We start from the raw sequence: 22,595 nt of genomic DNA, 5'->3' as shown, positions 1-22,595 counted from the left end.
GTAAATAACTATTCGGGGGAATAGAAACATGAAATGGACAGAACAGGAGATTAAGTTTCTACAAGATTATTACGAATTAAAAGGATGCAAGTTTTGTAGTGAGGCATTAGAAAAAACAGAATCAGCTATTCGGCACAAAGCTTCGAAGCTGGTAATTTTACGAAGAGGATCAGCCAGAGGAGTACGAGTTATTGATCATAAAGAAGGGTACCTGGCGGTTTCTTCGTATGGTGAACGGATAGAGTTACACCGATTAGTTATGGAATACACATTAGGTCGGAAATTACGGCCTCATGAAATCGTTCATCACATTGATGGAGATAAATGGAACAACCACCCCGATAACCTTGAACTAGTTAATAGGTCTGAACATATGAAAATTCACGATGCTTCAAGACCAAGAAATGAAAAAGGGCAGTTTACAAGTTGATGATATAGTCTGATACTCCGTTTGGGAAACCCGGAGAGGTAGGGATAAAGAGCCCTACCATAACAAATGAATGGCCAGAATGTTCCGCGACCTGATAACGATGAATTTAAAATTAGAAACTTCTTTATACCGAAACCAGGTAAAGTCCTTTTCTTTATTGACTTTTCAGGATTCGAACTTCGATTAATGACATGGAAATCAGGCGACGAAGTCATGACAGAGTTGTTTAATACAGGCGGTGACATGCACCGACGTACCGCCTCTGTAATGACAGGAAAACCTGAAAGTGAAATTACGAAAAAAGAACGAACAGATGCCAAGGCGGGCAACTTCGGTATCTCATATGGCGGCACGGAGCACGCGTTGCAAACAACATTTAAAACCCAATACTTAATTCGAAAAAGCTTAGATGCTTGTTTACAAATCGTTAACGCTGTTAAGAACGCCTATAAGCGAATTCCTGAATACCAGCGGAACATCGTACTGGATGCCAGGGAAAAAGGCTACGTTCAAACGATATACGGCTACATTCGGATGCTCCCCGGAATTAACAGCCCTGGCCGTAAAGAACGTGGCGGTTCGGAAAGGCAGGCAGCAAACACACCAATTCAGGGTAGCGCTGCAGATATCATGAAGCGTGCTCAGAACGATGTATACGACAAAATTGGAGAAGACACTTTTAATGCCCGCGAGTGGGAAAAAGAAGTACAGAAATTAGGACAGGCTGCCGCTAGTGAAATAGTTAATGAATCGATTTTCCAACACGGCCACGTCGACATGATCGCCCAAATCCATGACGAAATCATTTTCGAAATCGATGACAATCCACAGCTGGTAAAGAAAGTCGGTGACTGGGTGAAAGACTGTATGGAAAGAGAACCTCTAAAGAATTTCCCTGTGCCGATTATTGCGGATGCCTCAGTAGGCTACCGCTGGGGTGATAAGAACGATTTCGGTAAATGGATAGATGAAAGGATGAACAGCTAATGGCAAAGACACCAAGTACGGATCAAGTATTCCGTACCATGCAAAAGGTTATTGATGACATAGCGGCGGAACGATGGCGACAAATTGCGAAGTACGGCCATCAATCGAAAAATGAAAATGCCGATTGGCTCGCCGTTCTTGTAGAAGAGGTTGGGGAAGTGTGCCAGGCTCTGCAGAAAGGGACCCCTGCGGAAAAGACAACCGATGCAAGCAACTTGTATATGGAACTTATTCAAGTATCTGCAGTAGCCGCAAAATGGGCCGAAACTGTACGAGGCTATAAATAGGAGGCTTTGGTGATGAAAGAAAATGCCGTAAAATTGACCACCACTCATAAAGCGCATGACCGTTTAGGTAATGTTAAAAAGCCTCCTGGTCGTATCGTCGGGGTTATCGAAAGACTGCCAGAGAATCACCCGGCAGGAACATTTAACCCGTTAATTCTTTATTTCACTGTAAGCCCGTTTAGGAAAGATTACAACCAGGTAGTCGACCAGCTGAAAACGATTAAAAATACGCGTCTCCCAAAATATGAAGCTAGCTTATTTCACAGCTGTTTTAAAAAATGGTAGGAGGTTAGTGATGTCTACAAATAATTATGAAAATCTATTTAACCGGATGAAGAAAAGCGAAAAGGTTGCGGAAAATTGGACACAGTTCATTAATCAGGCTGTTACGCTGTTCATCCAAAAAGATACGGATTACGAAAGCCGCTTTATGCGCGGAATGATGGAGCTTGACGCTCGCACGCTTTGGGCATGGGAAGTGGATAAAAAGCTAGACCGCCTCCGCAGCTGGATCAAGCGTGGAGAGCTCCAAGTAAAGGACGAAGGGATTCGTAATTCGGTTGATGATCTGTTTATCTATACCGTTCAATACGTCATTTTCGTTAACACTTTTATTAACTATGGGTTCGAACCATTTACCTTAAATGAATGGAAACACCAAAGAATTGAGCTTTTTACCAACCAAGCTGTACGCCTTCACATTGGTGAATGGATTGAATTTCTAGAAATGAAGGGCCGTATCTCCCAAAATGATGCGCTGTTAAAACTTATCATTCGAATGGTTATGGGTGGAAAAGTAACAGCTGAGGACTGGAGAAAGGCAATTTTAGCTTAGTATTTTATTTAAAATCGGAGGGCTGCGTTATGAAAAAAGAACACAGCTGGGCCAGAGGGTACCACCGACGTAAGAATGATAAGCAACTAGAAAATACCAAGCGCCAGCTTACTAAAATCAAAAAGAAACAACCACCGGAAGTTCGGAAAGGAAGCCTAAAAGGAATGAAGCAAAACGATCAACAGCTGCAAAACCTAACAGAGGATGTTCAAGAGGCTCATATGGAAGCGAAGGTTTATAAGAATATGTATGAGGCGGAAAAGCAGATGAAAGAAGCCTATAAGATGGAACGTAATTTCCTTATAAAGGACATGCGGTATTTGCAGAAACAACAAAGAATCTATTTTTGGTTTTCGATTAGCGTCGTTTTATTACTCTCGTCACTTTTAGCCTTTTGGAATCACTAAAGCGGAGGTCGGTTATGTGATAAAAGTTGAGAGGCGTCAGCGCAGGAGATATGAAGAACTCATGTTTTATGGGAGCTGTTTGGTCATGCACGAATTCGCAGAGGAATTTCGAACGCTGCTTACCGTTTATGGGATTACGTGGACCGAGGTACCGGAAGGCGAGTACCATATCAAATTTGTTAGGGGACCGCTGAATCGGTAATGTATGCCAACATCTTAGAATGACTCAAATTTTCTATCAAATACTAGGAGTTGATTCTGGATGAATAGTTCAAAAAAGTGCGTTGAATGTGGCGGTCATGTCCCGTCTTATCAAAACTTCCTGTGCGAAGATTGCTGGAAAAAGGCGCTAAACGAAAAGCTTAATGAGGATGATGTATCAAATAAATAAAGCACAGTCTAAGGGGTTGGGCTCATGGACGATTTAGCGTACCAAGCGTTAACAGAAAAGCTGGGGGCAATAACTCTCCAAAATAAGCAACTTAAAAGGGCAAATCTGAACATGAAAAGAGAAGTGAAACAGCTCCGCAGACTTGTTAAAAAGTTGAAAGATGAAGCTGCTAAGACTCAGAAACCTCATTATAAAAATGGCAAGCGTGGATCTAAGTTTAATGGGTAGGTGAAAAAAGTGGAAGTAATTTATGCACACCCTTGGTGGACAACTATTTGGATAGTAATCATCTTCGGTTTTTTAAGTGAAATGGGACGGAAAAAGTAAGTCACAATCGACGGAAATTTAGGCGTAAAGGAGACAAGAAAATGAAGGTTGCTGTTATCTGTGAATTTAGCGGTACTGTTCGTGAAGCTTTTACCAGGTTAGGTCATGAAGCTGTATCTTTTGATTTACTTGAATCGGAATTACCTGGAGCACATTACCAGGGTGATGTTAAAGAACTACCTTTAAGTTTTTGGAGTCAATTTGATTTGGCTGTCTGTCATCCTCCATGTACTCATTTAGCTATTAGTGGTGCTAGATGGTTCAAAGACAAACAAAAAGAGCAACAAGAAGCATTAGATTTTGTTAGGTGGCTTATGGCTTTACCTATTGAAAAAATAGCTATAGAGAACCCTGTTTCGATTATTTCAAGTCGGATTAGGAAAGCAGATCAATATATTCAGCCTTGGCAATTTGGACATGGAGAAACGAAAAAAACAGGTTTGTGGCTTAAGAATTTGCCTTTGTTAAATCCAACAAATATTGTTGAAGGTCGTTTAGATCGTATTCATAAAATGCCACCAGGTGAAAACAGGTGGAAAGAAAGAAGTCGAACTTATCTAGGTATTGCGGCAGCTATGGCTGAGCAGTGGAGTTAGTTCATACTTCGAACAAAAGGTGAAGTAGGTGAAATGATGTTAGGGCTGAAACAATGCTTTTGTAAACATGATTATAACTGTATTGCTGAGCATGAAACTACACAATCAAACCTATGGAAATGTAAGAAATGCGGTATTTATTACATTCAACATTATGGAATTAACGTTGGGTATAAATGCAAAATACCGAACGTAGGTGGTTGGAGAAAAGTAATAATGTAATTCATCGACGTAAAAAAGGGAGGAAGTAAAACAATGAATCTACCAAAATCATTAACTATCGGCGGAGTTCCATACGAAATTAAAGTAATGGAAGGCATGGTAAAAGAACTACCAAACGGTGATTACGTAACAGGAGAAATACGCTATTGGGAACAGGAAATTCTGCTCTCTGATCAGATGAAAAAGGAATACGCCAGCAAAGTTCTGCTTCATGAATCGATTCATGGAATTTTACACGAATACGGCATGGACAAATACAACAAAGAGGACCTCGTTGACCGTCTCACTCATGCGCTATTCGATTTCATTACCGTGAACGACTTACGTTTTATTACCGAGTTACGGAATCCTTCCCGAATCGTCGTCGCTATGGAAACTAAGCCGGTAACTGAAGCAGTCGTGAATGTGCTTGAATCTTCTTGGTTGGAACAGGCGCAGAAAAAAGAAGAACGCAGACCTAGACAGCTGCCGTTAGGAAATGACCGTAACACGTTTAGCCTTGCTGAAACTGCCAAAATCAAGACTGATGAGCAAGATACGAGTTTCTGGGAAACAGGCATTAAGCTGAAAGAAGGAATTAAGTGTTACCGTACCCGCTACGATTGCCCTCACTGCGGAAATAAAGGAAAACGATACCTGCCTTTTGAGGAAGAGATCATTGCTTGTCACAGCTGTGAATCCGAGCTAAAGAAACGTCCGGCAGCTGATTCAGGATTCCCTGACCGCGACTCCTTTGGCAACTATTTTATAGCCGGTAAATAATCATGATCTGCCCTAAATGTAAAGAATCGCATCTTAGAACAGTTAACAGCCGAAACGTAAAAGACACCAAGAGGCGCCGCAGGGAGTGTGTATCCTGCGGCCACCGCTTCACGACTATCGAGGTAGAAGAACCGGTTGCTGGATATTATGAAACCCTCCTACAGCGAGTGCGAGAGCTGGAGCACGTGTTCAGTTCAGGGAAACAAGGATGGGCAGGAGCCTGGCAAGAAACAGAAGACAAATTGTTAATCAAAATGTACTACGAAAATATCCCTTACAAAGTCATCGCTACCAATCTAAACCGCACCTATAAAGGGATAGAAATGCGCATTATCAAGCTACGAAAGGCGGGAAAGCTGTAGGTGGACAAGCTCAAGAAAGCATACTTTAAAGCTGTCTCTTCCTTCTGGGACTGGCGCAGCCGCACTACGAAAGACTACCACCTGGTAAAAGGGTTTAACGCCATGTATCTAGCTTATCTCGCCAAATATAAAGCGATTCAATACCGACCTAAGAAAAGGAAGTGATCTCATGGAAAAATGGTATATGTACAGGCACCCTAAAACGGGTGATGAGGTGAAAATTGTCGTGACTCCAGATAACGTAAAAAGGGCTCAACTAAAAAAACTGAAATTGTCTCTACGTGGTTATAAATGCCTGGCTGTTATAGATCCTATCACGGTAACTAAGTGCAAGGAAGGCAGCGCGTAATGAATAAAACGGAAGCGCTCATTACGCAAATCATCAAAGCAGAAGGCGGGAAAGTCTCCTCCATGTTCTTTATAAATAAATTAACGGAAATGGAAGGGAAAGGCTTGCTGCGTGTGGCGTTTCACGGAAAAAGCCATTATAAATATGACTTTGCCCTGAATACGTCGGCAACAAAAAACGACGTAAAAAAGACTGTAAACGACGTATGAAAGGCAGTGAAGCGCTTCTTAGAGCGATCGCCGCAGCTGGTGGTACAATTAGCGGCACCCAGCTAGACGAATGGATGGCACAGTTGTTAAAGGCGGGTTTTATCAAGAAAGGCGAAACACCCTTCACCTACGAGTTAACCGACGTATCGAAAAACTTTCTAAAGAAGAAAGGGGTCGACGTATGAACTACTTGACCGAAGAAGATTACCGAAAAGCAGAATCCAATGGAATCAGCCGAAAACTCGCCTACCAACGATTTTACACAAACGGCTGGAAAGTGGAGGACGCTGTTACAAAGCCTGTAACGTCTTACAAAAAATTGTTTTCGAAATATAAGGATCCGTGCAAGAAAGCAGGGATTTCTATGGCTACGTTTTACCGACGTATTAAAAAAGGGATGCGTCCAGATGAGGCTGTTGCATTTCCAAGTGCCTTGCCAGGTAAATACGAAAGAAAAGCCAAGATTACAGAAAACGATTATCTCATCGCGGAAGGGAACGGCATTAAGCGCGGAACGGTTCAGGGAAGAGTGTATCAGTATCATTGGCCGGTGGATCTCGCGGTTACCGTGCCAGTAGGGGGACGCTTAGTAGGAGGTAACACATGATTAAATGGGAGGCGAAAAACTAGATTCGAAGTACGGTAGAAAATGAGAAACGGAGAAAAACAGAGTAAACGGGAGAAAATCGAAGTTTGTTTTTCTTAATTTACTAGGGAACTAACGAAATGAAAATCAGCTAAAACGAGTGAAAATGACGAAATACGGAAGTTTACAGCGGTTATCCGCTTGTGGTAAAGCGAGAAAAAATATATAAAGGCATTTTTTAAAGGTAGGGGTAACTAAGGATAAAAAATGATTACAGCCTGAAAAGAGAAAGCAATACCCCCTGAAAGATTTATATACCTTATATATTATTTATATTATATATAATATTATTATTTATATAGTTATATATAGTATTTATTAATACTAATGTAAGGAGTTTTTCTAAAAGGCTGGGAAAGGAGTTTTTATGTCTAAAGGAAATCCTAAGCTAATGGAGAACATTGCAAAAGTGGCTGCCGAAACAGCCGTGAAAGTAGCATTCGATTACCTGGAAGAAGAAAAGAAAAAGGAGCAAAAAGTAAGGCGCGATCGTCGTATCCGGAATACTAAACTACTGTTGCGGAATTATCGTTCCTTCGTTTCCCACTGCAAGAATGTAGAGGCCGAGTTAGAATTAAGTGATGACGAGTTAATTGTTGAATTAGACGTAGATGAGCTGGCTGTAGAAGCTATCAAAAGAAGTAAGCGGCGAACTCTGGCTATGGTAAAATTCATTGACAAAATGCTTAGAGTTTACGAGATTATTTCAGCAGAATCTGGTCGCCAAGAGGAAATAAGGCAGTGTCAAACCATCTACCAACTGTACATCGGCCAAGACAAACTGACCGTCGAAGATATAGCAAAATGTCATAACGTCGTAACTCGCACAGTTCACCGAGATATTAAGGAAGCTGTCAAAGCCTTAACGTCATTGGTTTTCGGGGTGGATGGCATCCGTTTTATCGACTAGGTTCCATGTCAAAAAGATGTCAGATACAAGTCTATATAAAAGAGTTATAATGATAGTGTGAGATACTATGAAAACCCCCTTTCTACCAAAAGATAGAAGGGGGTTTTTGTGTTGTAACGACGTAAAAAAGCCCTTATATAATTAGGTAGATACTAGGCATACTATAAAATTAAACGTTACAATCCTATCAACTTCTGCGTTCACCATGGAGAGAGGTCCTAAATTTCGGGGGTCTGGATCAGTGGGACGAGTTGCCTATACATTTTCTATGCAAGATATAGATGTTTCGTGTATCGAAGCATATGCAAGAAAGCTGGGAAATAACACCGCAACTGGGTAAAGGAACGCTGCCGTATCAACGGTGTATAAGAAGTTGCATAACAGATAATATTTCGTAATGAACAAACGCTGTCATATCAACGTTTGTGTATTGACATAATTGCAGAAAAGATTTATTTTACGTAATTATGTTGAATACAATATACATCTTTATGCAAAAATACCATGCAAAAACAATGAATAAACATGCGTCCTAATTGTTTCTAAATCATAAAATATTCTGACAATTACCCCCGGGGCGGTTTTCGACATATTTTGACTCTCCTGGTACCGGAACATTTCTACCAAAATTTTTAACCTCGGGGGCGTTTTACTAGAAAGGAGCTGCGAAAATAGTGACACGAGTTACCTGTGACGAATGCGAAAAAGAGTTTACGATCCATTTACGAGAATTCGAGCATCCAGCCCATAGATTTAAAGGCTACGTCATCGAAACGTATTTTCGCTGCACGAATTGCGGGCACAAATACATTTCTTTCGTAACAGATAAGCAAGCCCGGAAAATGCAGAAGGAAATCAAACGATTCCACGAGCAGATAAAAAAGAAAAGCTATACTGGCTTGTCGGAAGAAGTGTACAAAAAAGCTATCGATGATCAGTACGTGGTTTTAGAAAAAATGAAGTCCGAGTTGAAGGTAAGAATGGACGGATTAAAAACATTGGTGGCATCCGAATAAGGGTGCTTTTTATTTTGGGAAAGGGAGATGTTGTGACATGGCAGATAAGCGCGAGTCGAACAAAGGTTTAAGTGTAAAGGTAGACGTTGATGTATCGGATGCCTTAAAAGGGCTAAAAGCATTGAAGCGTGAAACAAATGGGGTAATCAAAGGGCTAGATACATTAACAAGATCATTGCAAGAAACCAGATTGATTAGCCTTTTTACAACTGCGGAATTGCATGAAGAGTTGGCAAAACGTGCAGGTGTAAAAGGATATGTTATCGATGCGCACGGAGGTACTGCGGAAATTCGAATCGACAACAGTTATGAAGGCGGCGCTTTTGTGATAGAAGGACCTGCAAAGATAATTGTTAACACAGATTAAGAAAGGAGCGGTGGATAATGGTAAATCCACGTTTCAAATTTGACGAACGTTATTTTAAGCCAGGGCAACGGCAAGCGGCGCTTTTGTTAGTGGAATATGAGTTTACACCGAGGAAAGAACGGCAAAAAACAAAAGATCAGATTGCTGAAGAAGTAGGCGTCACTCGTATGCAGCTCCATCGATGGGATACGCAAGACGAGAATTTTATCGCGTATAAAAACCATCTTGCCTCAGGTTTTATTGACTCCCAGCTGCCGTTGGTCTTCTCAAAATTGGTAGAAGGCATCAGAAACGGCTCGATGAAGGGTATCGAATTATACCTGAAGCGTATGGGCGAATTGAACGACAAGAGTGAGGTTACGATTAATGATAAGCGCTCAGAAGTATCGTTTGAAGATAGGAAAGCGGCTTTGTTGGAGCGTCTGGGGTCTAATGGCGATGCCACTGATGTCTAAAAAAGGAGGTGCGCTGTTTTGGCGTATGTGGATGGTACCTGGCTCGACCGACCTGCGCGACAACAGCGCATCGATGATCTAGAAGAGGAGAATAAATTACTTCAGAAAGTAATAGCGGGTCCAGATGCTACAAATTTCGACCTTGATCAGCTGGAACTTAATTTGGAATTGCTGGAAAAGCTAAAACGGGTACATCGAGCGGAGTTTGATACGCTTTATATGACGTATGAGTATTTTAGTGATGACCGAAACCCGGAGAATGAATCGAACTTGATACCTGCGGGGCAAACATTAGAGGGTGCTGCGGAGTTTCATCAGGAACTTTGCGGGCTCCTTGATGAAATTTCGAGAGGGACGATTGATACAAACGTAGGCTGGTCAGTGGGGCGGAATCACGCGAAAACAGCGTATCTTTCTAATGCTTATTTGTGTAAGGAAGTCGTATTCAGACATAAAAAATATATTGTAGAGGTTTCAGAGACTACCGACGTAGCGGGGGACTTTATTAAATGGACTGTAAATCAGCTGAAGTTTAATCAAAAACTTCGAGATGATTTCGGTCCATTATTGCATCCACGGCCTGCGATGAATGAAGTCGATAATAAATACGAATTCATTACATCAACTGGCACAAAAGTAGAGGGCAAAGGAACAGGCACCCAGATGCGGGGCCTGCGGCATTTATCCTATAGACCTGATCTGTTTTTGCTCGATGATTTAGAATCTGGCGAAAATACAGGCACTCCGGAAATGCGAAAAAAGAATTTACATTGGTTTCGGTCGGAAATGCTGGAAGCTTTAGGCTTTGGCGGTACGTGCATTTATATGGGTACCATCGTCCATTACGATTCGCTTTTAAATCACGTTTTAACCAAGCGTAAAGATTTTACGTCGCGGAAGTTTCCAGCTATTTTGTCCTGGGCGGAACGCGGAGACCTTTGGGAAGAATGGCGACAGCTGTACAACGAAGATCGTGAAGATTCGAGAGAACGAGCTGATGCTTTTTATGCAGAAAACGAAGAAGAGATGCTTAAAGACACGAAAGTATTATGGCCGCAACGTTACTCGTATAAATACTTTATGGAAAAACGAGAGGATATGGGTACCCGGGCATTTAATCAGGAATATCAAGGTAACCCTATCGATGAGGAGTCCCAGGTATTTAAGCCGGAGCAAATAGTTTATTACGTCGATTCAGATTTAGAGGGAAAAGAATTTGACCATTTCTGCGGAATTGACTTTGCGATGGGGAAAGAAAAAGGCGACTACGGTGCGATTATCACGTTGGCCAGAAATCGAAAAACGCAAATCTGTTATGTGGTTGATGCCTTTATTGAGCGGGTACATCCTGATAGGTTACTAGAAAAATCAGTGGAATTGACTCTTAAATATCAATATGAGGGTATGGCTGTTGAAGCGCAGCAAGCTCAGGAGTGGTGGGCAGAAAAGTTAGAGGAAGCGCTACAGAAAGAAGGCTACCCATCGAAAACTAGACTTAAACAAATTAAGCAGCGAACACGAAAAGCGCTTCGGATTGAATCTCTTTTGCCTGATATTCAAAGTGGGAAAATACGATTTAAAAAAAGTCAGCTTTTATTACTCGAAATGTTTGAGCTGTATCCGAACCATAATCACGATGACGGGCCAGATGCTTTGCAGATGGCTTTTTCTATTGCCGGTGGAAGGAAGAAACGAAAAGCCGGTAACGCCGGATCCTATAGATATGCAAACTAGAGAAAGGAGGGGATTACCATCGTTTTAGCTGACAGAAATTTAATGAACCCCTTTGTTTTTGAACAACCCTTGCAGATAGCGTTTGGTTATAACGAATACCAGCGAATTGTTGAAGAAATACAGCTTTATAAACGTTATGAAGGCTCACTTAATGTGTGGACAGGCTATGAAAAACCGAAAGACCTGGACTATGAGCCGACACAATTAAACATCAATTATTTACGAAGATTAGTTGACACGATAGCTGCATGGCAATTCGAAAAAGAGCCGAAAGTCGCCGTTGCTCCGGACGTTTTAGATGACCCATCGCTCATGTTGTTACCTGAGTATGAGCCCTCCACTAAACAACAAACAGAAAACAGTCGGGCGAAAGCAAAGGAGCGCCTCATACAATGGGTATGGGATGACAATCGGATGCACGAAAAGTTATTAGCCGCAGCAAAAGACCGGTCTATTTCTCGGACTGGCGTGTATGCGCGTTTACATTACGATAAGCGGCGCGGCGAATTAAAAATATTGTGGCACCCTTCCTACGAGGTCATTCCCATCTACAATGAGTGGGATACGGATCAGCTGGACGCTATCCATTTTTCTGCTTGGTTAGACGAAGAAGGAACGAAGTTGTGGAAACTCTCATACTACCTGGTTTGGAAGGGCGATGAGGAAACTGGTGCTTATGATTGCGAAATCGAGGAAGCAGTTTATGACTCCGGGTTAAAAGTTGTGGATAGTATAGTAGAACGCTCATCGATGGGGCTTGATTTTATCCCTGTGATTCCCATTCCTACGGAAAAGTTATCTGGTGATTTACACGGTTTTTCCGAGTTGGAGAAAATGATCAATATAGCGGATGAGATTGACCGGAAAATGAGTGATTATTCGGATGCTTTAAGGTTTGAGATGTTTGCTATAACGCTTTTAATGAATGTAGACGAGGACCCGAAAAACCCTTTACGAATTAGCCCATCAGCTAAATGGAACCTTGGTGACGGCGATGATGGCAACAATCCAGAAGCTAAAAAGCTGGAAAGTGGCTTTAAGTTTAAGGAAACCATTGAGGCTTATTTGGACCGTATGTATGAGGCGCTGCATGAGATTAGTGAAGTACCTGTCGTTAATACCAGTGATATGAAAACTGGTGGGATTAATGATATGGCATTGAAGCTATTATTCTCAACTATTATCTCTAAAACTCAGCGGTCCTGGATTATCTGGCAATCTCGTTTACAGACGTTGAACGAGTATATTTTGCGTTATATGAAAGCACGCCAGGAGCACCCACGCTTTAAATACGACAAAGAGTGGCTTGCTCAAGTAGACAATTATTATTACAGCAAAATCATTTTTGGGTTACCGCTGCCACAGGACCAAAAAGCATTAGTCGAGCAATTGGGTGAGGAAATCGCTACTCAAATTGAATCAATTAAGGGCGCGATTACCCGTTCTGGAAAAGAGAATGCCGAGGCCAAGCTCATGGAGATTATCGCGGAGCGAAATTTAATGCGGCAGTCGCAGGATCCGTATAACAATACTGGAGGCGGTTAAGAAATGACAGAAGTTAAACACGATTTATTAACTAACAAATATACTAAGGTTTTTCACGAGAACCAGGACAAAATTTTATTCAACGCACCTCATAATTTTAGTGTGCAAGATCATGAAGGGAATATTCTTTCCCACATTGATTTCCAATGCGGCCCAATCAAAGAAAACGGCGTGAATGGAGTCGCTAATGAGGATTTGCTCGTTATGGTATTAACCCGACTTGAAGGTTTCCAGAATAGTGAATTTCGTTGTCGTGAAAATGCACTAGCGATTACTAAAATCGAAGAAGCTTTATTATGGTTGCGTAAACGAACAATGGGCAGAGAAAATCGGGGAGTAGAAGGTACTCATATAAAATAAATCCGGGCCTAACGTGACAGTCGTTGGGCCTTTTCTAATGGTTCCGAATAATGTCCTACGATATGACGAAAAACTATCGGCTTAGTAATCTAATAGTCTACTCGGACTAAAAACGTGGGAGGAAGTTATGAAGCTAATAAAATCGTATTTTATGAGTATTTGGTTACTCTTTTCCAAAGAAAAAGAGGTTGTAGAAAAGAAAAAGTCACCATTTCTGTTGCCTTTGGATTTACAGCTTTTTGCCGAAGATCCAAACGACCCACCAGCTGATCCACCGCCTGCAGACCCACCAGGAAAAACATTTACGCAGGAAGAGCTCGACAAGATTGTCGCTGATCGTTTAGCCCGCGAAAAAAAGAAGTTCGCAGACTATGACGAAAAGGCTAAAAAGTTAGAAGAGCTTGAGAAGGCGGAAGCAGACCGTAAAAAGTCACAAATGGATGAAGCGGAGCGGCTTAAGTTGGAAAAAGAAGAGGCTGATAAAAAAGCGTTAGATGCGGAAGAAAAAGTAAAAAAGGCCCAAGAAGCAGCTAATCAACGTATTTTAAATACGGAGATTAAAAGTATCGCCCGCGCGCTTAATGCTAATGATCCAACCGATGTCTTGGCACTCCTTGATAAGTCATCTATCGAAATTGACGATGAGGGAGATGTCAAAGGGGTGGAAGAGGCCGTAAAAGCCTTGAAGGAGACGAAACCTTGGATGTTTAAAGCGGCAATTGGTGCGGATGCAGGTGGCGGGGGAAATCCTGCGAAGCATCCGAATCCGAATGAGTTAACTGTGAAGGAAAAAGAGCTCGCGGACCTGAAAGAACAAGCTTTAAAGAATCCTAGATTGGCAGGAAAAGTTACCAAACTATTTAACGAGATTTTGGAATTACGAAAGAAAAAATAAAAATTTTAGGAGTGTTTATCTATGGGACAAGTACAATTAACGTATGAATTTCAACAACAAATTCGTCAAATGCAGGCAAATGTTGATTTGATTTTAGCAAAGGCACCGGTCCTTTTTGGTTTAATCGGTACTGGAGACGCTTTAATGCAAACAAAATTCGAATGGCAGAATGATTACCTTAACAGTGATATGGGAGTAGTTAAGACGGCTGCTTTAGCTGCAGATACCAGCATCACTTTAAAAACAGGTGAGGCTCGTAAGTTTACTGTGAACGCTTTGGTTCAAAATGGCCTTGAGGTATTACGTGTTTCTGCCGTTGATGAAGCGACTGATAAGATTACTGTTACCCGTGGGTTTGATACAACTACTCCGGAGGCAATCGCTGCAGATGCTGAATTAAAGGTTATTGCACGGCCACGTCCAGAAGGGGAAGATACTTTCCGAAAGAATGAGATCAATGACCGTCTAGTGTCATTTAACTACTCTCAGATTTTCTCTCGCTACGCTGCAGTGTCTCGTACCCAGCAACAAGTTAACACATACGGCGTAGAGGACGAGCTCGATTACCAGGTTAACCTACGATTACAGGAAATGGTTCGGGAGCAAAATAACTCACTGATTTATGGCCGCAAATATGTTGGTTCAGGTTCACAGCCTCGTACTACTGGTGGTTTGTTCGCGTTCGCAAATGAGCAAGGTTCATTCAACAAAGATTTTGCGGATGCTGAAATCAGCGCTAAAGGTTTAAATGATGCAGTTGAAGCAGTATTTACTCGCGGCGGTTCTGTTAACACTATCCTATGCGCACCAAACCAAGCACGTCAGATTACTAAGTTAGCTGGTAATACTATTCAAACAAGTCGCGGTGAGACTCAAACAGGTCACCAAATCCTTTCATTCGTTTCTGACATGCCAGGTGGAGCTATTTCCAGTGTAGTTGTGGATCAGAACATGCCTAAGGATCGTGCGCTTTTACTTGATGTTGATAAAATTAAAGCACGTTATTTAACTGAAGCATACGACCAAGATGCTACTTTGGCCGGCGGAGATTACTTCTCTCGGGTGGTTCGTGCTGAACTTGGGTACGAAGTTAAAAATGCGAAGGAATGTGTCGCGGTTCTTTCTAAAATTTCTAAAACAATTTCCTAATGACAGGGCGAGCCTTAGTGCTCGCTTTTTCTTTTGATGAAAGGAGACTGCAAACTTGGCCAAATATAAAACACTACCAAACTACGAACTTCACCGACCAGAAATCCACGTACAATTTAACCTGGAAGGTGCTTATGAAACGGACAATGAGGGTGAAATCACCTATTTGGACGGCTGCCACCCTTTTATCGAGAGATTAGATAAGCCGGTTGAAGAATCCAAGGAAGAACCCGAAGCAATAGTAAAGGATATCCCTAAGGATAAACCAAAAGTAAAAGAAAATCCTAAGGATAAAGAAACAGAAAAATAACGGAGGTGACGCCTAATGGCGGTATCCGACCGACTGGAAAACCGTTTAAGTAGAGTACCTGGCGTCATAGCTGCGGACATTAGCACCTGGGTTAAAGAAGCAGAGGCCGAATCAGGTATTACTGAAGCAGAAAATGAAAATGCGGTGTTTTACCTTGCGCTGGCCATCTCTTATGAAACTATAGCTTGTAGTGCTGCTCATTATTTTAAATTCACAGACGGCGAGGAATCGGTGGATAAATCGAATATCTTTTCGAATTATATGAAGCTCGCAAAAGAGGCTCGAAAACAATACCGGAAGCAGGTCCGTGGAAGATCCGGCGCTAGTCAATCCCATGTAGCCAGGGCAGATGAATACCATGAATAATCAGCAGAAACTTGACGATATTTTTAAAAAGCTATCCGTAGGTTATAAAAAGTTAAACAAGGAACAAATCGCCTTTGCAATTAAGGAAATTTCGAGAGTGCGCGGCGATTTGGCAGATATGCTGTCTGATTACGCCGGTAAAGACGGTACGATTCAAAAACAACGCATGTCCCGTTTGCTTCGTGAATTGGACGAAGTTGAGGACCTAATCCGTCAATACGGCACTACAGCAATGGACTCTATTATTAGAGATTCAGCGGCATGTGCTACGACAGGCATTAATACAGGGTTAGCGGCTATTGGCGCGAAAGCTGTTGCCCAAATGGAACGCTTAAACCGTGATATTTTTGAGTACGTCGTGAAACGGTTTGGTGAGGACGGTCTTGTTTTATCTGACCGTGTTTGGCGGCTTAGCGGCGATATGAGAGACAATCTATCAAAAGTATTGCGCACCGATATCTTAAAAGGCGAATCTGTCAGTACCATGATAGCGAATATACGTCGTGTCCACGATAACGAGACCTGGAAGATTAAAAGACTGGTAGTAACGGAAGGCAATACAGCCTACCGCACGGCTACTGCTATGAATGCCAGTCGAAGTGATGTGGTAACAGCCTTACGGGTCCATCGCGGCGTGGCGAATCGTCCAGAGCACCGATGTACTCAGTTAGAACAACTAGATAGGTACGGTATGGGGGCAGGACTTTACCCACCGTCTGATCATGAAATTTATAATATGCACGTGAGTTGCACAGGTTTTTTAACATATGAACTGGACGAAAGATATCTCTAGGAGGTGATTACCCTGCTAACGCAATCTGATATCGATTTTATGAAAGAAACACGTAAGGAAATGGTTTCGAACCGTGAGTCTCCTATCACGCTGGTTTACGAAGGCGAAGGTGTAAAGGATCCTATTACTGATGAAGTCATTGGTGGAGGGGAAAAAGAAAAACCAACATCCGGCGTAGTCACTGAAATTTCGTCTCAAGCGAAAATTGACCGTTATTTATCAAACGGTATCGAGGTCGAAAAAGGGGATATCTGGTTTAGTGTGGCTATTGAGGAACTAGCTGATATTTACGAAAACATTACTGGTGCAATTTATGATGGTAAAAAATATGAAGTGCAATCCAAAGACAAAAAAGGCATAGGTAAAAGAAATCGTGCTGAGTTTGTTGGGAGGTTGATTACGTGAGCAATCGAACGTTTAGCGTTAAGGTAGACGGACTCGATGAACTTTTACAAGCGCTGGACCCTGGACCAGTTGTAACGGACATCGACCGTATCACGGAAGCTTATACAAGAAAAATGGCAAACGAATCAGCCATAGGAGCGCCGCGAAAAACTGGAAAACTAGCCAACTCTTTTCCGTCTAGTGTAAGGAAAGAGGGAGGCTTTGGGGCGAAAACGAAATCATGGATTTTATTTGGTAAAGCCACGACTGCCGTTTGGTCTTTTGGCTCCGACCTACCTTATGCGCTGAAGCAGGAATACGAGCATCGAAGCAAAAAAGGATTTGTCCGCAAAGCTGTTTGGAATAACCGAGAGGCGTATCGAGAAAAAATCAGAGAACGTCTAGGTCAGATGGGGCGGCGGTAAGGATGCAATTAAATTTGCAGCGCTCTTTAAAATCTCATCTACAGACAAAAGTAGGCATCCCAGCTATTTGGGTTTACGATGGGGTTAAACTTCCAATAGTAAAGCCCTTTATCACGGTTGAACAAATGCAAAACAACAATGAAATTATCTCGAAACAGCGGGAATCTATACAAACAACTTACCGCTTTCAGGTTGGTTTGCATGCTAGCTCTGCAAATGAGCGAGTGAGAAGGCAGGAAGAGATAAAACAGATATTTTTATTTGATGAAATTGAATTATTAGACGCAGATACGCCGGGCCAATCGCTCGGTTTTTTTAATACAAACTTATCAGCTGAAGTACCGATGCCGGCTGATGATCTTAGCGACAAAACAAGTTATCATCGCGTGTATTTCGATATCGAAGTAGACGTGACATTTAATAGGAGGCGGTTATAAATGAGCATTGAATATCGCGGAGAAGAAATATTGTTCGCAGTGTCCATTCCCCCAGAAACGACTGGAGAGGCAACAATCGTTCGCCCGTTTAACCAAACTGGCGGTTCTACTAGTATTTCGGCAGATTCAATTGATTTGGATACAAAGGATAAAACGGGATCTGATTACGGAAAGGTGACCCAAGAGGTATCTCTTGAAGGTGTTATTTCAACGGGTGACCCATTCATTCCCTACATCAAAAAAGCAATCCGAAATAAAGAATTCGTGAAAATTTACGAAATTGATACACGTACTAAGAAAGCTGAAAGCGGCATGTACATGATTTCCTCTTTTGAGAAATCATTTGGAAATGGTGATTTTGCAACATATTCGCTGAGCGGCTCTTTGAATGGTGTTACGACTGAAGAAACTTTAACAAAGGTTCCAGATGGCGCACAGTCATAAACAGATGGCGAGCTAATAATTAGCTCGCTTTTTTAATTTTGAGCATAAACCGAGAGGGGTTTTTATAGATGGCACGTTTTGAAATTGATGGAAAAGAGTATGAACTAAAACTAACTTTTGAAAGTGTAAAGCATTTGAATGGGCAGTTTGACGGCGGGTCAATGGAATTGATTGGGCGAGCGATGATGGGCGATTTAGACACTTTTATAAAAATTGTACATGCTGCGCTTTTCCACGCTGGTCAAAACTTTTCTTTTGCCGTAGTAGAGAAGGAAATCGAAAAAGCCTTCGCTGAAGAAAAATTGGATATGGACTATGTGCTAAAAGTGTCGAATGAGGTAGTAGTGGAGAGTTTTTTCTACAAAACGACAGCGGCCAAGTTACTAAAGAGCGATCCGAAAGCAGCGGAACAGTTCAAGATGCTAATGAATTAAAGGAAGAGAAAATTGATATTGACCAAGTTAAATTCGATGGTTGGCGGTACTTGGGATTACGGCCAAGTGAAGTATTATCTCTTACACCTCGCGAATTTAATATCATGTTAAAAGCCCAACGAGAACGTGGATTTGACGACATGGAAAAAGAAGCCCGAATTGCTATTATCCGTGAATCGGCCCATCGAGCAAAAAGACCAAAAGCTGCAGATTTATTTAAGCGCCCGGCTGAAGAAATTGCCGAAGCAAACTTACAAAAGAAAGTTGAACAAGCGGAACATGCTGCTGAGTGGCTATCACAGTTTGAATTCAAATAAAAGAGGAAAGGAGGTAAATCATGGAGATACCAGGTTTAGTAGTCCGTATCGGTGCGGATATATCCAACCTGACAAGCGGACTCCGAAACGCGACTAGTCAATTAGGCAATTTTACACGTGCACAAGAAAAAGGATTTCAAGCCTTAGGTACTATCGGAAAAGTGGTCACAGGATTTGGGGTAGCAACAGCTGGCGGTTTAGGTTTGGCCGTTAAGACAGCTGCTGATTTTGAGCAACAAATGTCAAAAGTTAAAGCAATCAGTGGGGCCACAGGAAAAGACTTTGACAATCTGACATCTACAGCTAAAAAGCTTGGAGCGACAACGGCATGGACGGCAAAACAAGCCGGAGAAGGTATGGAATACTTGGCACTTGCGGGGTGGAAAACAAACGATATTATCGCTGCTATGCCAGGGATGTTGGACCTTGCGTCGGCAGGATCATTAGATTTAGGACGTGCAGCAGATATCACATCAGATACCATGCAAGCCTTTGGGATTTCGGCTAAAGATGCCACTCACGCTGCGGACGTGTTTGCTTATGCCCAGGCTAATGCGAATACGAATGTGGAGCAGTTAGGCGAGGCACTTAAGTACAGCGCCCCTGTAGCTCATGCGCTCGGATGGACGTTGGAGGAAACAGCTGCTGCGTCTATGGCGATGGCTAATAGTGGATTGAAAGGTTCAATTGCCGGCCAAGCATTTGCGTCCTCGATGGCCCGTCTAGCGAAACCAACAAAAAAAATGCAAAAGGTAATAAAAGAAACAGGCATTGCTTTTTTTGACGCCCAAGGAAATATGAAATCTATGCCTGATTTAGTTGCAGAGATTGAGAAGGGTACAAAAGGAATGACCATGCAGCAAAGGTCGGCCACATTGTCTATTTTATTCGGTGCAGAAGCTTATAAGCATTGGGCTATTTTATTGGGGACTGGTTCTGAAAAACTTAGAAGCATGACCGATGATTTGCATCATGCTGATGGTGCGGCATCCAAGATGGCCAAAACGATGTTAGACAATTTAAACGGTCAACTTATCTTGCTTAAATCATCGATTGAAGGCGCGGCAATTTCTATCGGTAACGCGCTTATCCCCATGCTAAGGACAATGACTAAATTCATTAATAAAGTAGTAGATGGGTTTAATAGTTTAAGTGACAGAACGAAAAACTTTATTGCGATTGGTTCTGCGTTAGCTGCAGCATTTATGCTTGTTGTAGGTCCAATGCTCATTATGATTGGTTTTATCCCGTCTATTATAAGCGGGTTTGGTGCAATCGCTACGATGGTTGGGATGACATCGGGTGCATTGTTACGTTTAATACTAGTCACTGGTGGATGGGTCACAGTTATCATGCTGGTAATAGGGGCATTAATTCTTGCATATCAAAAATGTGAGTGGTTTAGAAACGCGGTAGACTCCTCTTGGGCGTGGATCGTTAAGGCTACAAAAGCGACAGGTGAGTGGATTAAATCCGCCTTTGGTACAGCTGTTGATTGGACAGTACAAAAGATTAGTCAAATAAAACCTGCGGTTATAGCAATTGGCGGGTGGTTTTCCGATGCTTTTAACGGAGCTGTATCTGCAGTATCGTCATTCTTTAGCGGGCTGAGCGAGAAATTTGGCTTTGTTGGAAAATTAGTGGATTATATCAAAGATTCATTTTCTTCTGTGGAAAACGTTATTGCAACCTTGGCTCCATTAGTTACGCGACTAGCACTAGGATTTCTGGGGATATCAGGCCCTGTTGGATGGATTATAGGACTCGTGGTATCACTCGGTGCGACTTTATTTAAATTGTCGAAAGACAATGAAAGTGTTCGAGCGGCTTTGTCGTCCGTCTGGAATGGCTTAAAAACTGTATTTGAATCGGTGATGTCTGCAATCCAGCCAATTATTGATGCTTTTGCACAAGCGTTTGTTGATTTAGCTCCTCAATTTGCTCAAACAGGAAAAGTAATCGGTGATAGCCTGGCGTCACTAGGTCCCACATTTGCTCAATTAGGACAAGCATTTGGCGGACTTCTTGGTGCGATTTTTGAACTGATCCCTTCATTATTAGAGGTAGGAAAAACTGTATTTAATTTGTATATTGACTTTTTACCGCAATTGCTTAACATCGCCGTCCAAGTATTTCAGGGTATTTTCACAATCATAAAGACAGTCGTACCGGTTATTATCAACTTAATCAAAACGATTGTACCAATCATTGTAATGATTATCACTACAGTCCTACCAACTCTATTAAAAGTAGTCGCAAGCGTATTCCAGATGATTGTTTCTGTTATCGTAGCAGTCATGCCTGTTATTATCGGTTTAATCCAGGCAATTATTCCAGTAATCTTGCAAATTGTACAAACTGTGCTGCCGTTGCTGTTATCCATCATTCAAGCGGTATTCCCAGTTATTCTGGCCATTATCCAAGCTGTATTACCTGTGGTTATTGCGATTATCAACATAGCTGCGGATATTATTACAAATGTATTGGTGCCGGCCATTGGTTTTATTTTGACGATCGTCCAGGCTGTTTTCCCCGTCATCGTGCAAATTATCGATGCGGCGATGAAAATTGTCATGGGGATCATCCAGGTAGTAACAGGCATCATAAAAGGCGACTGGAGCACAGTGTGGAATGGTATTAAGAGCATCTTATCCGGTGTATGGGATGCGATTAAAGCAATCGTAGTCGGTGCTATTAATATCGTAAAAACGATTATTAGCGGAGCCTGGACATTTATTAAAAGCTCTACGCAAACAGCGTGGAACGCTGTCAAGTCGTTATTTTCATCCGTGCTTTCTGGAATCGTCAATATCATAACTTCTCAATTTAATGCGATGAAATCTATCGTCAAGTCGGTTACAGACTCTATTAAAGGTGTAATAGAAACTGGATGGAATTCGGCTGTTAATTTCCTGAAAAGTATCGACCTGATGGAAATTGGTAAAAACATCATCCAAGGTTTAATCAAAGGTATCAGCTCAATGGTAGGAGCAGTTAAAGATGCTGTAACTGGTATTGGCAAGAAAATCAAAAATGGATTTACTGATTTCTTTAGTATTAAGTCCCCGTCTCGATTAATGATATCTCTTGCTAAGCACATCCCAGGAGGAATTATTAAAGGCATCGACGGTATGCAGAATAAAGTAGTAGCTGCAGCGAATCGCATGTCTGGATGGATGACACCTGATATCCCGAACGTTTCCATGGCTTACTCAACTCCAAGTGGTTCATACGCCACTCTTGATTCGGCAATTAATGGATCAGTCGATATTAGTTCAAGTGAAAATAACCAACTTTTAAAAGAAGTGGTTGCGGAACTTCGCAGACAGAAAAACATGATTGTTGAAATGGATTCGCGCATCGTTGGAAAAATGGTAGAAAAAACGGTGACAAGACAGCAGGATTTTAAAACTAAAAGAACACAGTATTTCGATAGTTAGGGGG

The 22,595-nt window shown here is 41.9% G+C and carries 34 protein-coding genes and 1 pseudogene; all 35 read left to right on the top strand.

The window, feature by feature from the left end; all coding sequences use genetic code 11:
• Window positions 1–28: 28 nt before the first annotated feature.
• Window positions 29–430 (top strand): HNH endonuclease signature motif containing protein, encoded by a 402-nt coding sequence (locus ACIQCO_RS19085; protein ID WP_400431093.1) that lies wholly within the window; start codon window positions 29–31, stop codon window positions 428–430.
• A 69-nt stretch (window positions 431–499) separates the two neighbouring features.
• Window positions 500–1,417 (top strand): annotated as a pseudogene (locus tag ACIQCO_RS19080) (DNA polymerase); the annotation flags it as partial.
• Window positions 1,417–1,704: a nucleoside triphosphate pyrophosphohydrolase family protein gene (locus tag ACIQCO_RS19075; protein ID WP_400431087.1), complete on the top strand. Its 288-nt coding sequence runs from the start codon at window positions 1,417–1,419 to the stop codon at window positions 1,702–1,704. The pseudogene ACIQCO_RS19080 and the gene ACIQCO_RS19075, both read left to right, overlap by 1 nt.
• A 12-nt stretch (window positions 1,705–1,716) precedes the next feature.
• Window positions 1,717–1,989 carry a hypothetical protein gene (locus ACIQCO_RS19070; protein ID WP_400431084.1) on the top strand — a complete coding sequence of 91 codons (273 nt, stop codon included), beginning with the start codon at window positions 1,717–1,719 and terminating at the stop codon, window positions 1,987–1,989.
• A 10-nt stretch (window positions 1,990–1,999) separates the two neighbouring features.
• Window positions 2,000–2,539, top strand: coding sequence for a hypothetical protein (locus tag ACIQCO_RS19065; RefSeq protein ID WP_400431081.1), 540 nt, complete (start codon window positions 2,000–2,002; stop codon window positions 2,537–2,539).
• Window positions 2,540–2,568: 29 nt separating this feature from the next.
• Window positions 2,569–2,946 (top strand): hypothetical protein, encoded by a 378-nt coding sequence (locus tag ACIQCO_RS19060; RefSeq protein ID WP_400431078.1) that lies wholly within the window; start codon window positions 2,569–2,571, stop codon window positions 2,944–2,946.
• Between the two features lie 16 nt (window positions 2,947–2,962).
• Window positions 2,963–3,148 (top strand): hypothetical protein, encoded by a 186-nt coding sequence (locus tag ACIQCO_RS19055; RefSeq protein WP_400431075.1) that lies wholly within the window; start codon window positions 2,963–2,965, stop codon window positions 3,146–3,148.
• Window positions 3,149–3,208: 60 nt separating this feature from the next.
• Window positions 3,209–3,337 carry a hypothetical protein gene (locus ACIQCO_RS19050; RefSeq protein ID WP_400431073.1) on the top strand — a complete coding sequence of 43 codons (129 nt, stop codon included), beginning with the start codon at window positions 3,209–3,211 and terminating at the stop codon, window positions 3,335–3,337.
• Between the two features lie 24 nt (window positions 3,338–3,361).
• A complete protein-coding gene (locus tag ACIQCO_RS19045) occupies window positions 3,362–3,565 on the top strand; it encodes a hypothetical protein (RefSeq protein WP_400431070.1) in 204 nt (67 codons plus the stop codon).
• A gap of 140 nt (window positions 3,566–3,705) precedes the next feature.
• Window positions 3,706–4,260: a hypothetical protein gene (locus ACIQCO_RS19040; RefSeq protein WP_400431067.1), complete on the top strand. Its 555-nt coding sequence runs from the start codon at window positions 3,706–3,708 to the stop codon at window positions 4,258–4,260.
• A gap of 255 nt (window positions 4,261–4,515) precedes the next feature.
• Entirely contained in the window at window positions 4,516–5,244 is a 729-nt protein-coding gene (locus ACIQCO_RS19035; RefSeq protein ID WP_400431064.1) for a hypothetical protein, read from the top strand.
• Between the two features lie 2 nt (window positions 5,245–5,246).
• Window positions 5,247–5,606, top strand: a complete 360-nt coding sequence (locus ACIQCO_RS19030) for an NrdR family transcriptional regulator (protein WP_400431061.1) — start codon at window positions 5,247–5,249, stop codon at window positions 5,604–5,606.
• Between the two features lie 169 nt (window positions 5,607–5,775).
• Window positions 5,776–5,955, top strand: coding sequence for a hypothetical protein (locus ACIQCO_RS19025; RefSeq protein ID WP_400431058.1), 180 nt, complete (start codon window positions 5,776–5,778; stop codon window positions 5,953–5,955).
• A complete protein-coding gene (locus tag ACIQCO_RS19020; RefSeq protein WP_400431055.1) occupies window positions 5,955–6,164 on the top strand; it encodes a hypothetical protein in 210 nt (69 codons plus the stop codon). Before ACIQCO_RS19025 ends, ACIQCO_RS19020 begins: the two co-directional genes overlap by 1 nt.
• Complete coding sequence (locus ACIQCO_RS19015) at window positions 6,161–6,349, top strand: hypothetical protein (RefSeq protein WP_400431052.1); 189 nt, start codon at window positions 6,161–6,163, stop codon at window positions 6,347–6,349. The genes ACIQCO_RS19020 and ACIQCO_RS19015 overlap by 4 nt, the downstream gene beginning before the upstream one ends.
• Entirely contained in the window at window positions 6,346–6,771 is a 426-nt protein-coding gene (locus ACIQCO_RS19010) for a hypothetical protein (protein ID WP_400431050.1), read from the top strand. The genes ACIQCO_RS19015 and ACIQCO_RS19010 overlap by 4 nt, the downstream gene beginning before the upstream one ends.
• Window positions 6,772–7,201: 430 nt before the next feature.
• A complete protein-coding gene (locus ACIQCO_RS19005; RefSeq protein WP_400431047.1) occupies window positions 7,202–7,720 on the top strand; it encodes a hypothetical protein in 519 nt (172 codons plus the stop codon).
• A gap of 674 nt (window positions 7,721–8,394) precedes the next feature.
• Entirely contained in the window at window positions 8,395–8,736 is a 342-nt protein-coding gene (locus ACIQCO_RS19000) for a hypothetical protein (RefSeq protein WP_400431044.1), read from the top strand.
• Window positions 8,737–8,773: 37 nt separating this feature from the next.
• Window positions 8,774–9,103 carry a BC1881 family protein gene (locus ACIQCO_RS18995; protein WP_400431041.1) on the top strand — a complete coding sequence of 110 codons (330 nt, stop codon included), beginning with the start codon at window positions 8,774–8,776 and terminating at the stop codon, window positions 9,101–9,103.
• Window positions 9,104–9,120: 17 nt separating this feature from the next.
• Window positions 9,121–9,558 carry a phBC6A51 family helix-turn-helix protein gene (locus ACIQCO_RS18990; RefSeq protein WP_400431038.1) on the top strand — a complete coding sequence of 146 codons (438 nt, stop codon included), beginning with the start codon at window positions 9,121–9,123 and terminating at the stop codon, window positions 9,556–9,558.
• Between the two features lie 27 nt (window positions 9,559–9,585).
• The gene (gene terL / locus ACIQCO_RS18985) at window positions 9,586–11,292 is read left to right on the top strand and encodes a phage terminase large subunit (RefSeq protein ID WP_400431193.1); all 1,707 of its coding nucleotides are present in this window, start codon (window positions 9,586–9,588) and stop codon (window positions 11,290–11,292) included.
• 42 nt (window positions 11,293–11,334) lie between these two features.
• A complete protein-coding gene (locus ACIQCO_RS18980; protein WP_400431036.1) occupies window positions 11,335–12,837 on the top strand; it encodes a phage portal protein in 1,503 nt (500 codons plus the stop codon).
• Between the two features lie 3 nt (window positions 12,838–12,840).
• The gene (locus ACIQCO_RS18975; protein ID WP_400431033.1) at window positions 12,841–13,197 is read left to right on the top strand and encodes an Acb2/Tad1 domain-containing protein; all 357 of its coding nucleotides are present in this window, start codon (window positions 12,841–12,843) and stop codon (window positions 13,195–13,197) included.
• 127 nt (window positions 13,198–13,324) lie between these two features.
• Window positions 13,325–14,092, top strand: a complete 768-nt coding sequence (locus ACIQCO_RS18970; RefSeq protein ID WP_400431030.1) for a phage scaffolding protein — start codon at window positions 13,325–13,327, stop codon at window positions 14,090–14,092.
• A 21-nt stretch (window positions 14,093–14,113) separates the two neighbouring features.
• Window positions 14,114–15,241, top strand: coding sequence for an SU10 major capsid protein (locus ACIQCO_RS18965; RefSeq protein ID WP_400431028.1), 1,128 nt, complete (start codon window positions 14,114–14,116; stop codon window positions 15,239–15,241).
• Window positions 15,242–15,296: 55 nt separating this feature from the next.
• On the top strand, window positions 15,297–15,551 hold the full coding sequence (locus ACIQCO_RS18960) for a hypothetical protein (RefSeq protein WP_400431025.1): 255 nt from the start codon (window positions 15,297–15,299) through the stop codon (window positions 15,549–15,551).
• Window positions 15,552–15,566: 15 nt separating this feature from the next.
• Window positions 15,567–15,917: a hypothetical protein gene (locus ACIQCO_RS18955; protein WP_400431022.1), complete on the top strand. Its 351-nt coding sequence runs from the start codon at window positions 15,567–15,569 to the stop codon at window positions 15,915–15,917.
• Window positions 15,901–16,710, top strand: coding sequence for a hypothetical protein (locus ACIQCO_RS18950; protein ID WP_400431019.1), 810 nt, complete (start codon window positions 15,901–15,903; stop codon window positions 16,708–16,710). The genes ACIQCO_RS18955 and ACIQCO_RS18950 overlap by 17 nt, the downstream gene beginning before the upstream one ends.
• A gap of 39 nt (window positions 16,711–16,749) precedes the next feature.
• Window positions 16,750–17,115 carry a hypothetical protein gene (locus ACIQCO_RS18945; RefSeq protein ID WP_400431016.1) on the top strand — a complete coding sequence of 122 codons (366 nt, stop codon included), beginning with the start codon at window positions 16,750–16,752 and terminating at the stop codon, window positions 17,113–17,115.
• Window positions 17,112–17,519 (top strand): hypothetical protein, encoded by a 408-nt coding sequence (locus ACIQCO_RS18940; RefSeq protein WP_400431013.1) that lies wholly within the window; start codon window positions 17,112–17,114, stop codon window positions 17,517–17,519. Before ACIQCO_RS18945 ends, ACIQCO_RS18940 begins: the two co-directional genes overlap by 4 nt.
• A 2-nt stretch (window positions 17,520–17,521) precedes the next feature.
• The gene (locus ACIQCO_RS18935) at window positions 17,522–17,956 is read left to right on the top strand and encodes a hypothetical protein (protein ID WP_400431010.1); all 435 of its coding nucleotides are present in this window, start codon (window positions 17,522–17,524) and stop codon (window positions 17,954–17,956) included.
• On the top strand, window positions 17,957–18,400 hold the full coding sequence (locus ACIQCO_RS18930) for a phage major tail protein, TP901-1 family (protein ID WP_400431007.1): 444 nt from the start codon (window positions 17,957–17,959) through the stop codon (window positions 18,398–18,400).
• A gap of 68 nt (window positions 18,401–18,468) precedes the next feature.
• The gene (locus ACIQCO_RS18925) at window positions 18,469–18,834 is read left to right on the top strand and encodes a tail assembly chaperone (protein ID WP_400431004.1); all 366 of its coding nucleotides are present in this window, start codon (window positions 18,469–18,471) and stop codon (window positions 18,832–18,834) included.
• 104 nt (window positions 18,835–18,938) lie between these two features.
• Window positions 18,939–19,151 carry a hypothetical protein gene (locus tag ACIQCO_RS18920; RefSeq protein ID WP_400431001.1) on the top strand — a complete coding sequence of 71 codons (213 nt, stop codon included), beginning with the start codon at window positions 18,939–18,941 and terminating at the stop codon, window positions 19,149–19,151.
• A gap of 20 nt (window positions 19,152–19,171) precedes the next feature.
• Window positions 19,172–22,591: a phage tail tape measure protein gene (locus tag ACIQCO_RS18915; RefSeq protein WP_400430998.1), complete on the top strand. Its 3,420-nt coding sequence runs from the start codon at window positions 19,172–19,174 to the stop codon at window positions 22,589–22,591.
• Window positions 22,592–22,595: the final 4 nt, after the last annotated feature.

Origin of the sequence: Neobacillus sp. NPDC093127, from assembly GCF_044754175.1 — a bacterium.
Taxonomy (GTDB): Bacteria; Bacillota; Bacilli; order Bacillales; family Cytobacillaceae; genus Neobacillus.
Note: the sequence above shows the minus strand (reverse complement) of the source record. Positions and strands in the feature narration are given on the sequence as shown.

Bases quoted from the DNA above. Each gene is read 5' to 3' on its own strand.
- ACIQCO_RS19075 (WP_400431087.1), top strand. From the start codon at position 1,417: ATGGCAAAGACACCAAGTACGGATCAAGTATTCCGTACCATGCAAAAG.
- ACIQCO_RS19005 (WP_400431047.1), top strand. From the start codon at position 7,202: ATGGAGAACATTGCAAAAGTGGCTGCCGAAACAGCCGTGAAAGTAGCA.
- ACIQCO_RS18930 (WP_400431007.1), top strand. From the start codon at position 17,957: ATGAGCATTGAATATCGCGGAGAAGAAATATTGTTCGCAGTGTCCATT.
- ACIQCO_RS19030 (WP_400431061.1), top strand. From the start codon at position 5,247: ATGATCTGCCCTAAATGTAAAGAATCGCATCTTAGAACAGTTAACAGC.
- ACIQCO_RS18950 (WP_400431019.1), top strand. From the start codon at position 15,901: ATGAATACCATGAATAATCAGCAGAAACTTGACGATATTTTTAAAAAG.
- ACIQCO_RS19040 (WP_400431067.1), top strand. From the start codon at position 3,706: ATGAAGGTTGCTGTTATCTGTGAATTTAGCGGTACTGTTCGTGAAGCT.
- ACIQCO_RS19010 (WP_400431050.1), top strand. From the start codon at position 6,346: ATGAACTACTTGACCGAAGAAGATTACCGAAAAGCAGAATCCAATGGA.
- ACIQCO_RS19060 (WP_400431078.1), top strand. From the start codon at position 2,569: ATGAAAAAAGAACACAGCTGGGCCAGAGGGTACCACCGACGTAAGAAT.
- ACIQCO_RS18920 (WP_400431001.1), top strand. From the start codon at position 18,939: ATGTTAAAAGCCCAACGAGAACGTGGATTTGACGACATGGAAAAAGAA.
- ACIQCO_RS18975 (WP_400431033.1), top strand. From the start codon at position 12,841: ATGACAGAAGTTAAACACGATTTATTAACTAACAAATATACTAAGGTT.
- ACIQCO_RS18915 (WP_400430998.1), top strand. From the start codon at position 19,172: ATGGAGATACCAGGTTTAGTAGTCCGTATCGGTGCGGATATATCCAAC.
- ACIQCO_RS18945 (WP_400431016.1), top strand. From the start codon at position 16,750: ATGAAAGAAACACGTAAGGAAATGGTTTCGAACCGTGAGTCTCCTATC.
- ACIQCO_RS19025 (WP_400431058.1), top strand. From the start codon at position 5,776: ATGGAAAAATGGTATATGTACAGGCACCCTAAAACGGGTGATGAGGTG.
- ACIQCO_RS18980 (WP_400431036.1), top strand. From the start codon at position 11,335: ATGAACCCCTTTGTTTTTGAACAACCCTTGCAGATAGCGTTTGGTTAT.
- ACIQCO_RS18965 (WP_400431028.1), top strand. From the start codon at position 14,114: ATGGGACAAGTACAATTAACGTATGAATTTCAACAACAAATTCGTCAA.
- ACIQCO_RS18955 (WP_400431022.1), top strand. From the start codon at position 15,567: ATGGCGGTATCCGACCGACTGGAAAACCGTTTAAGTAGAGTACCTGGC.
- ACIQCO_RS18925 (WP_400431004.1), top strand. From the start codon at position 18,469: ATGGCACGTTTTGAAATTGATGGAAAAGAGTATGAACTAAAACTAACT.
- ACIQCO_RS19050 (WP_400431073.1), top strand. From the start codon at position 3,209: ATGAATAGTTCAAAAAAGTGCGTTGAATGTGGCGGTCATGTCCCGTCT.
- ACIQCO_RS18990 (WP_400431038.1), top strand. From the start codon at position 9,121: ATGGTAAATCCACGTTTCAAATTTGACGAACGTTATTTTAAGCCAGGG.
- ACIQCO_RS19015 (WP_400431052.1), top strand. From the start codon at position 6,161: ATGAAAGGCAGTGAAGCGCTTCTTAGAGCGATCGCCGCAGCTGGTGGT.
- ACIQCO_RS19085 (WP_400431093.1), top strand. From the start codon at position 29: ATGAAATGGACAGAACAGGAGATTAAGTTTCTACAAGATTATTACGAA.
- ACIQCO_RS19035 (WP_400431064.1), top strand. From the start codon at position 4,516: ATGAATCTACCAAAATCATTAACTATCGGCGGAGTTCCATACGAAATT.
- ACIQCO_RS18935 (WP_400431010.1), top strand. From the start codon at position 17,522: ATGCAATTAAATTTGCAGCGCTCTTTAAAATCTCATCTACAGACAAAA.
- ACIQCO_RS19065 (WP_400431081.1), top strand. From the start codon at position 2,000: ATGTCTACAAATAATTATGAAAATCTATTTAACCGGATGAAGAAAAGC.
- ACIQCO_RS19045 (WP_400431070.1), top strand. From the start codon at position 3,362: ATGGACGATTTAGCGTACCAAGCGTTAACAGAAAAGCTGGGGGCAATA.
- ACIQCO_RS19070 (WP_400431084.1), top strand. From the start codon at position 1,717: ATGAAAGAAAATGCCGTAAAATTGACCACCACTCATAAAGCGCATGAC.
- ACIQCO_RS18995 (WP_400431041.1), top strand. From the start codon at position 8,774: ATGGCAGATAAGCGCGAGTCGAACAAAGGTTTAAGTGTAAAGGTAGAC.
- ACIQCO_RS19020 (WP_400431055.1), top strand. From the start codon at position 5,955: ATGAATAAAACGGAAGCGCTCATTACGCAAATCATCAAAGCAGAAGGC.
- ACIQCO_RS18970 (WP_400431030.1), top strand. From the start codon at position 13,325: ATGAAGCTAATAAAATCGTATTTTATGAGTATTTGGTTACTCTTTTCC.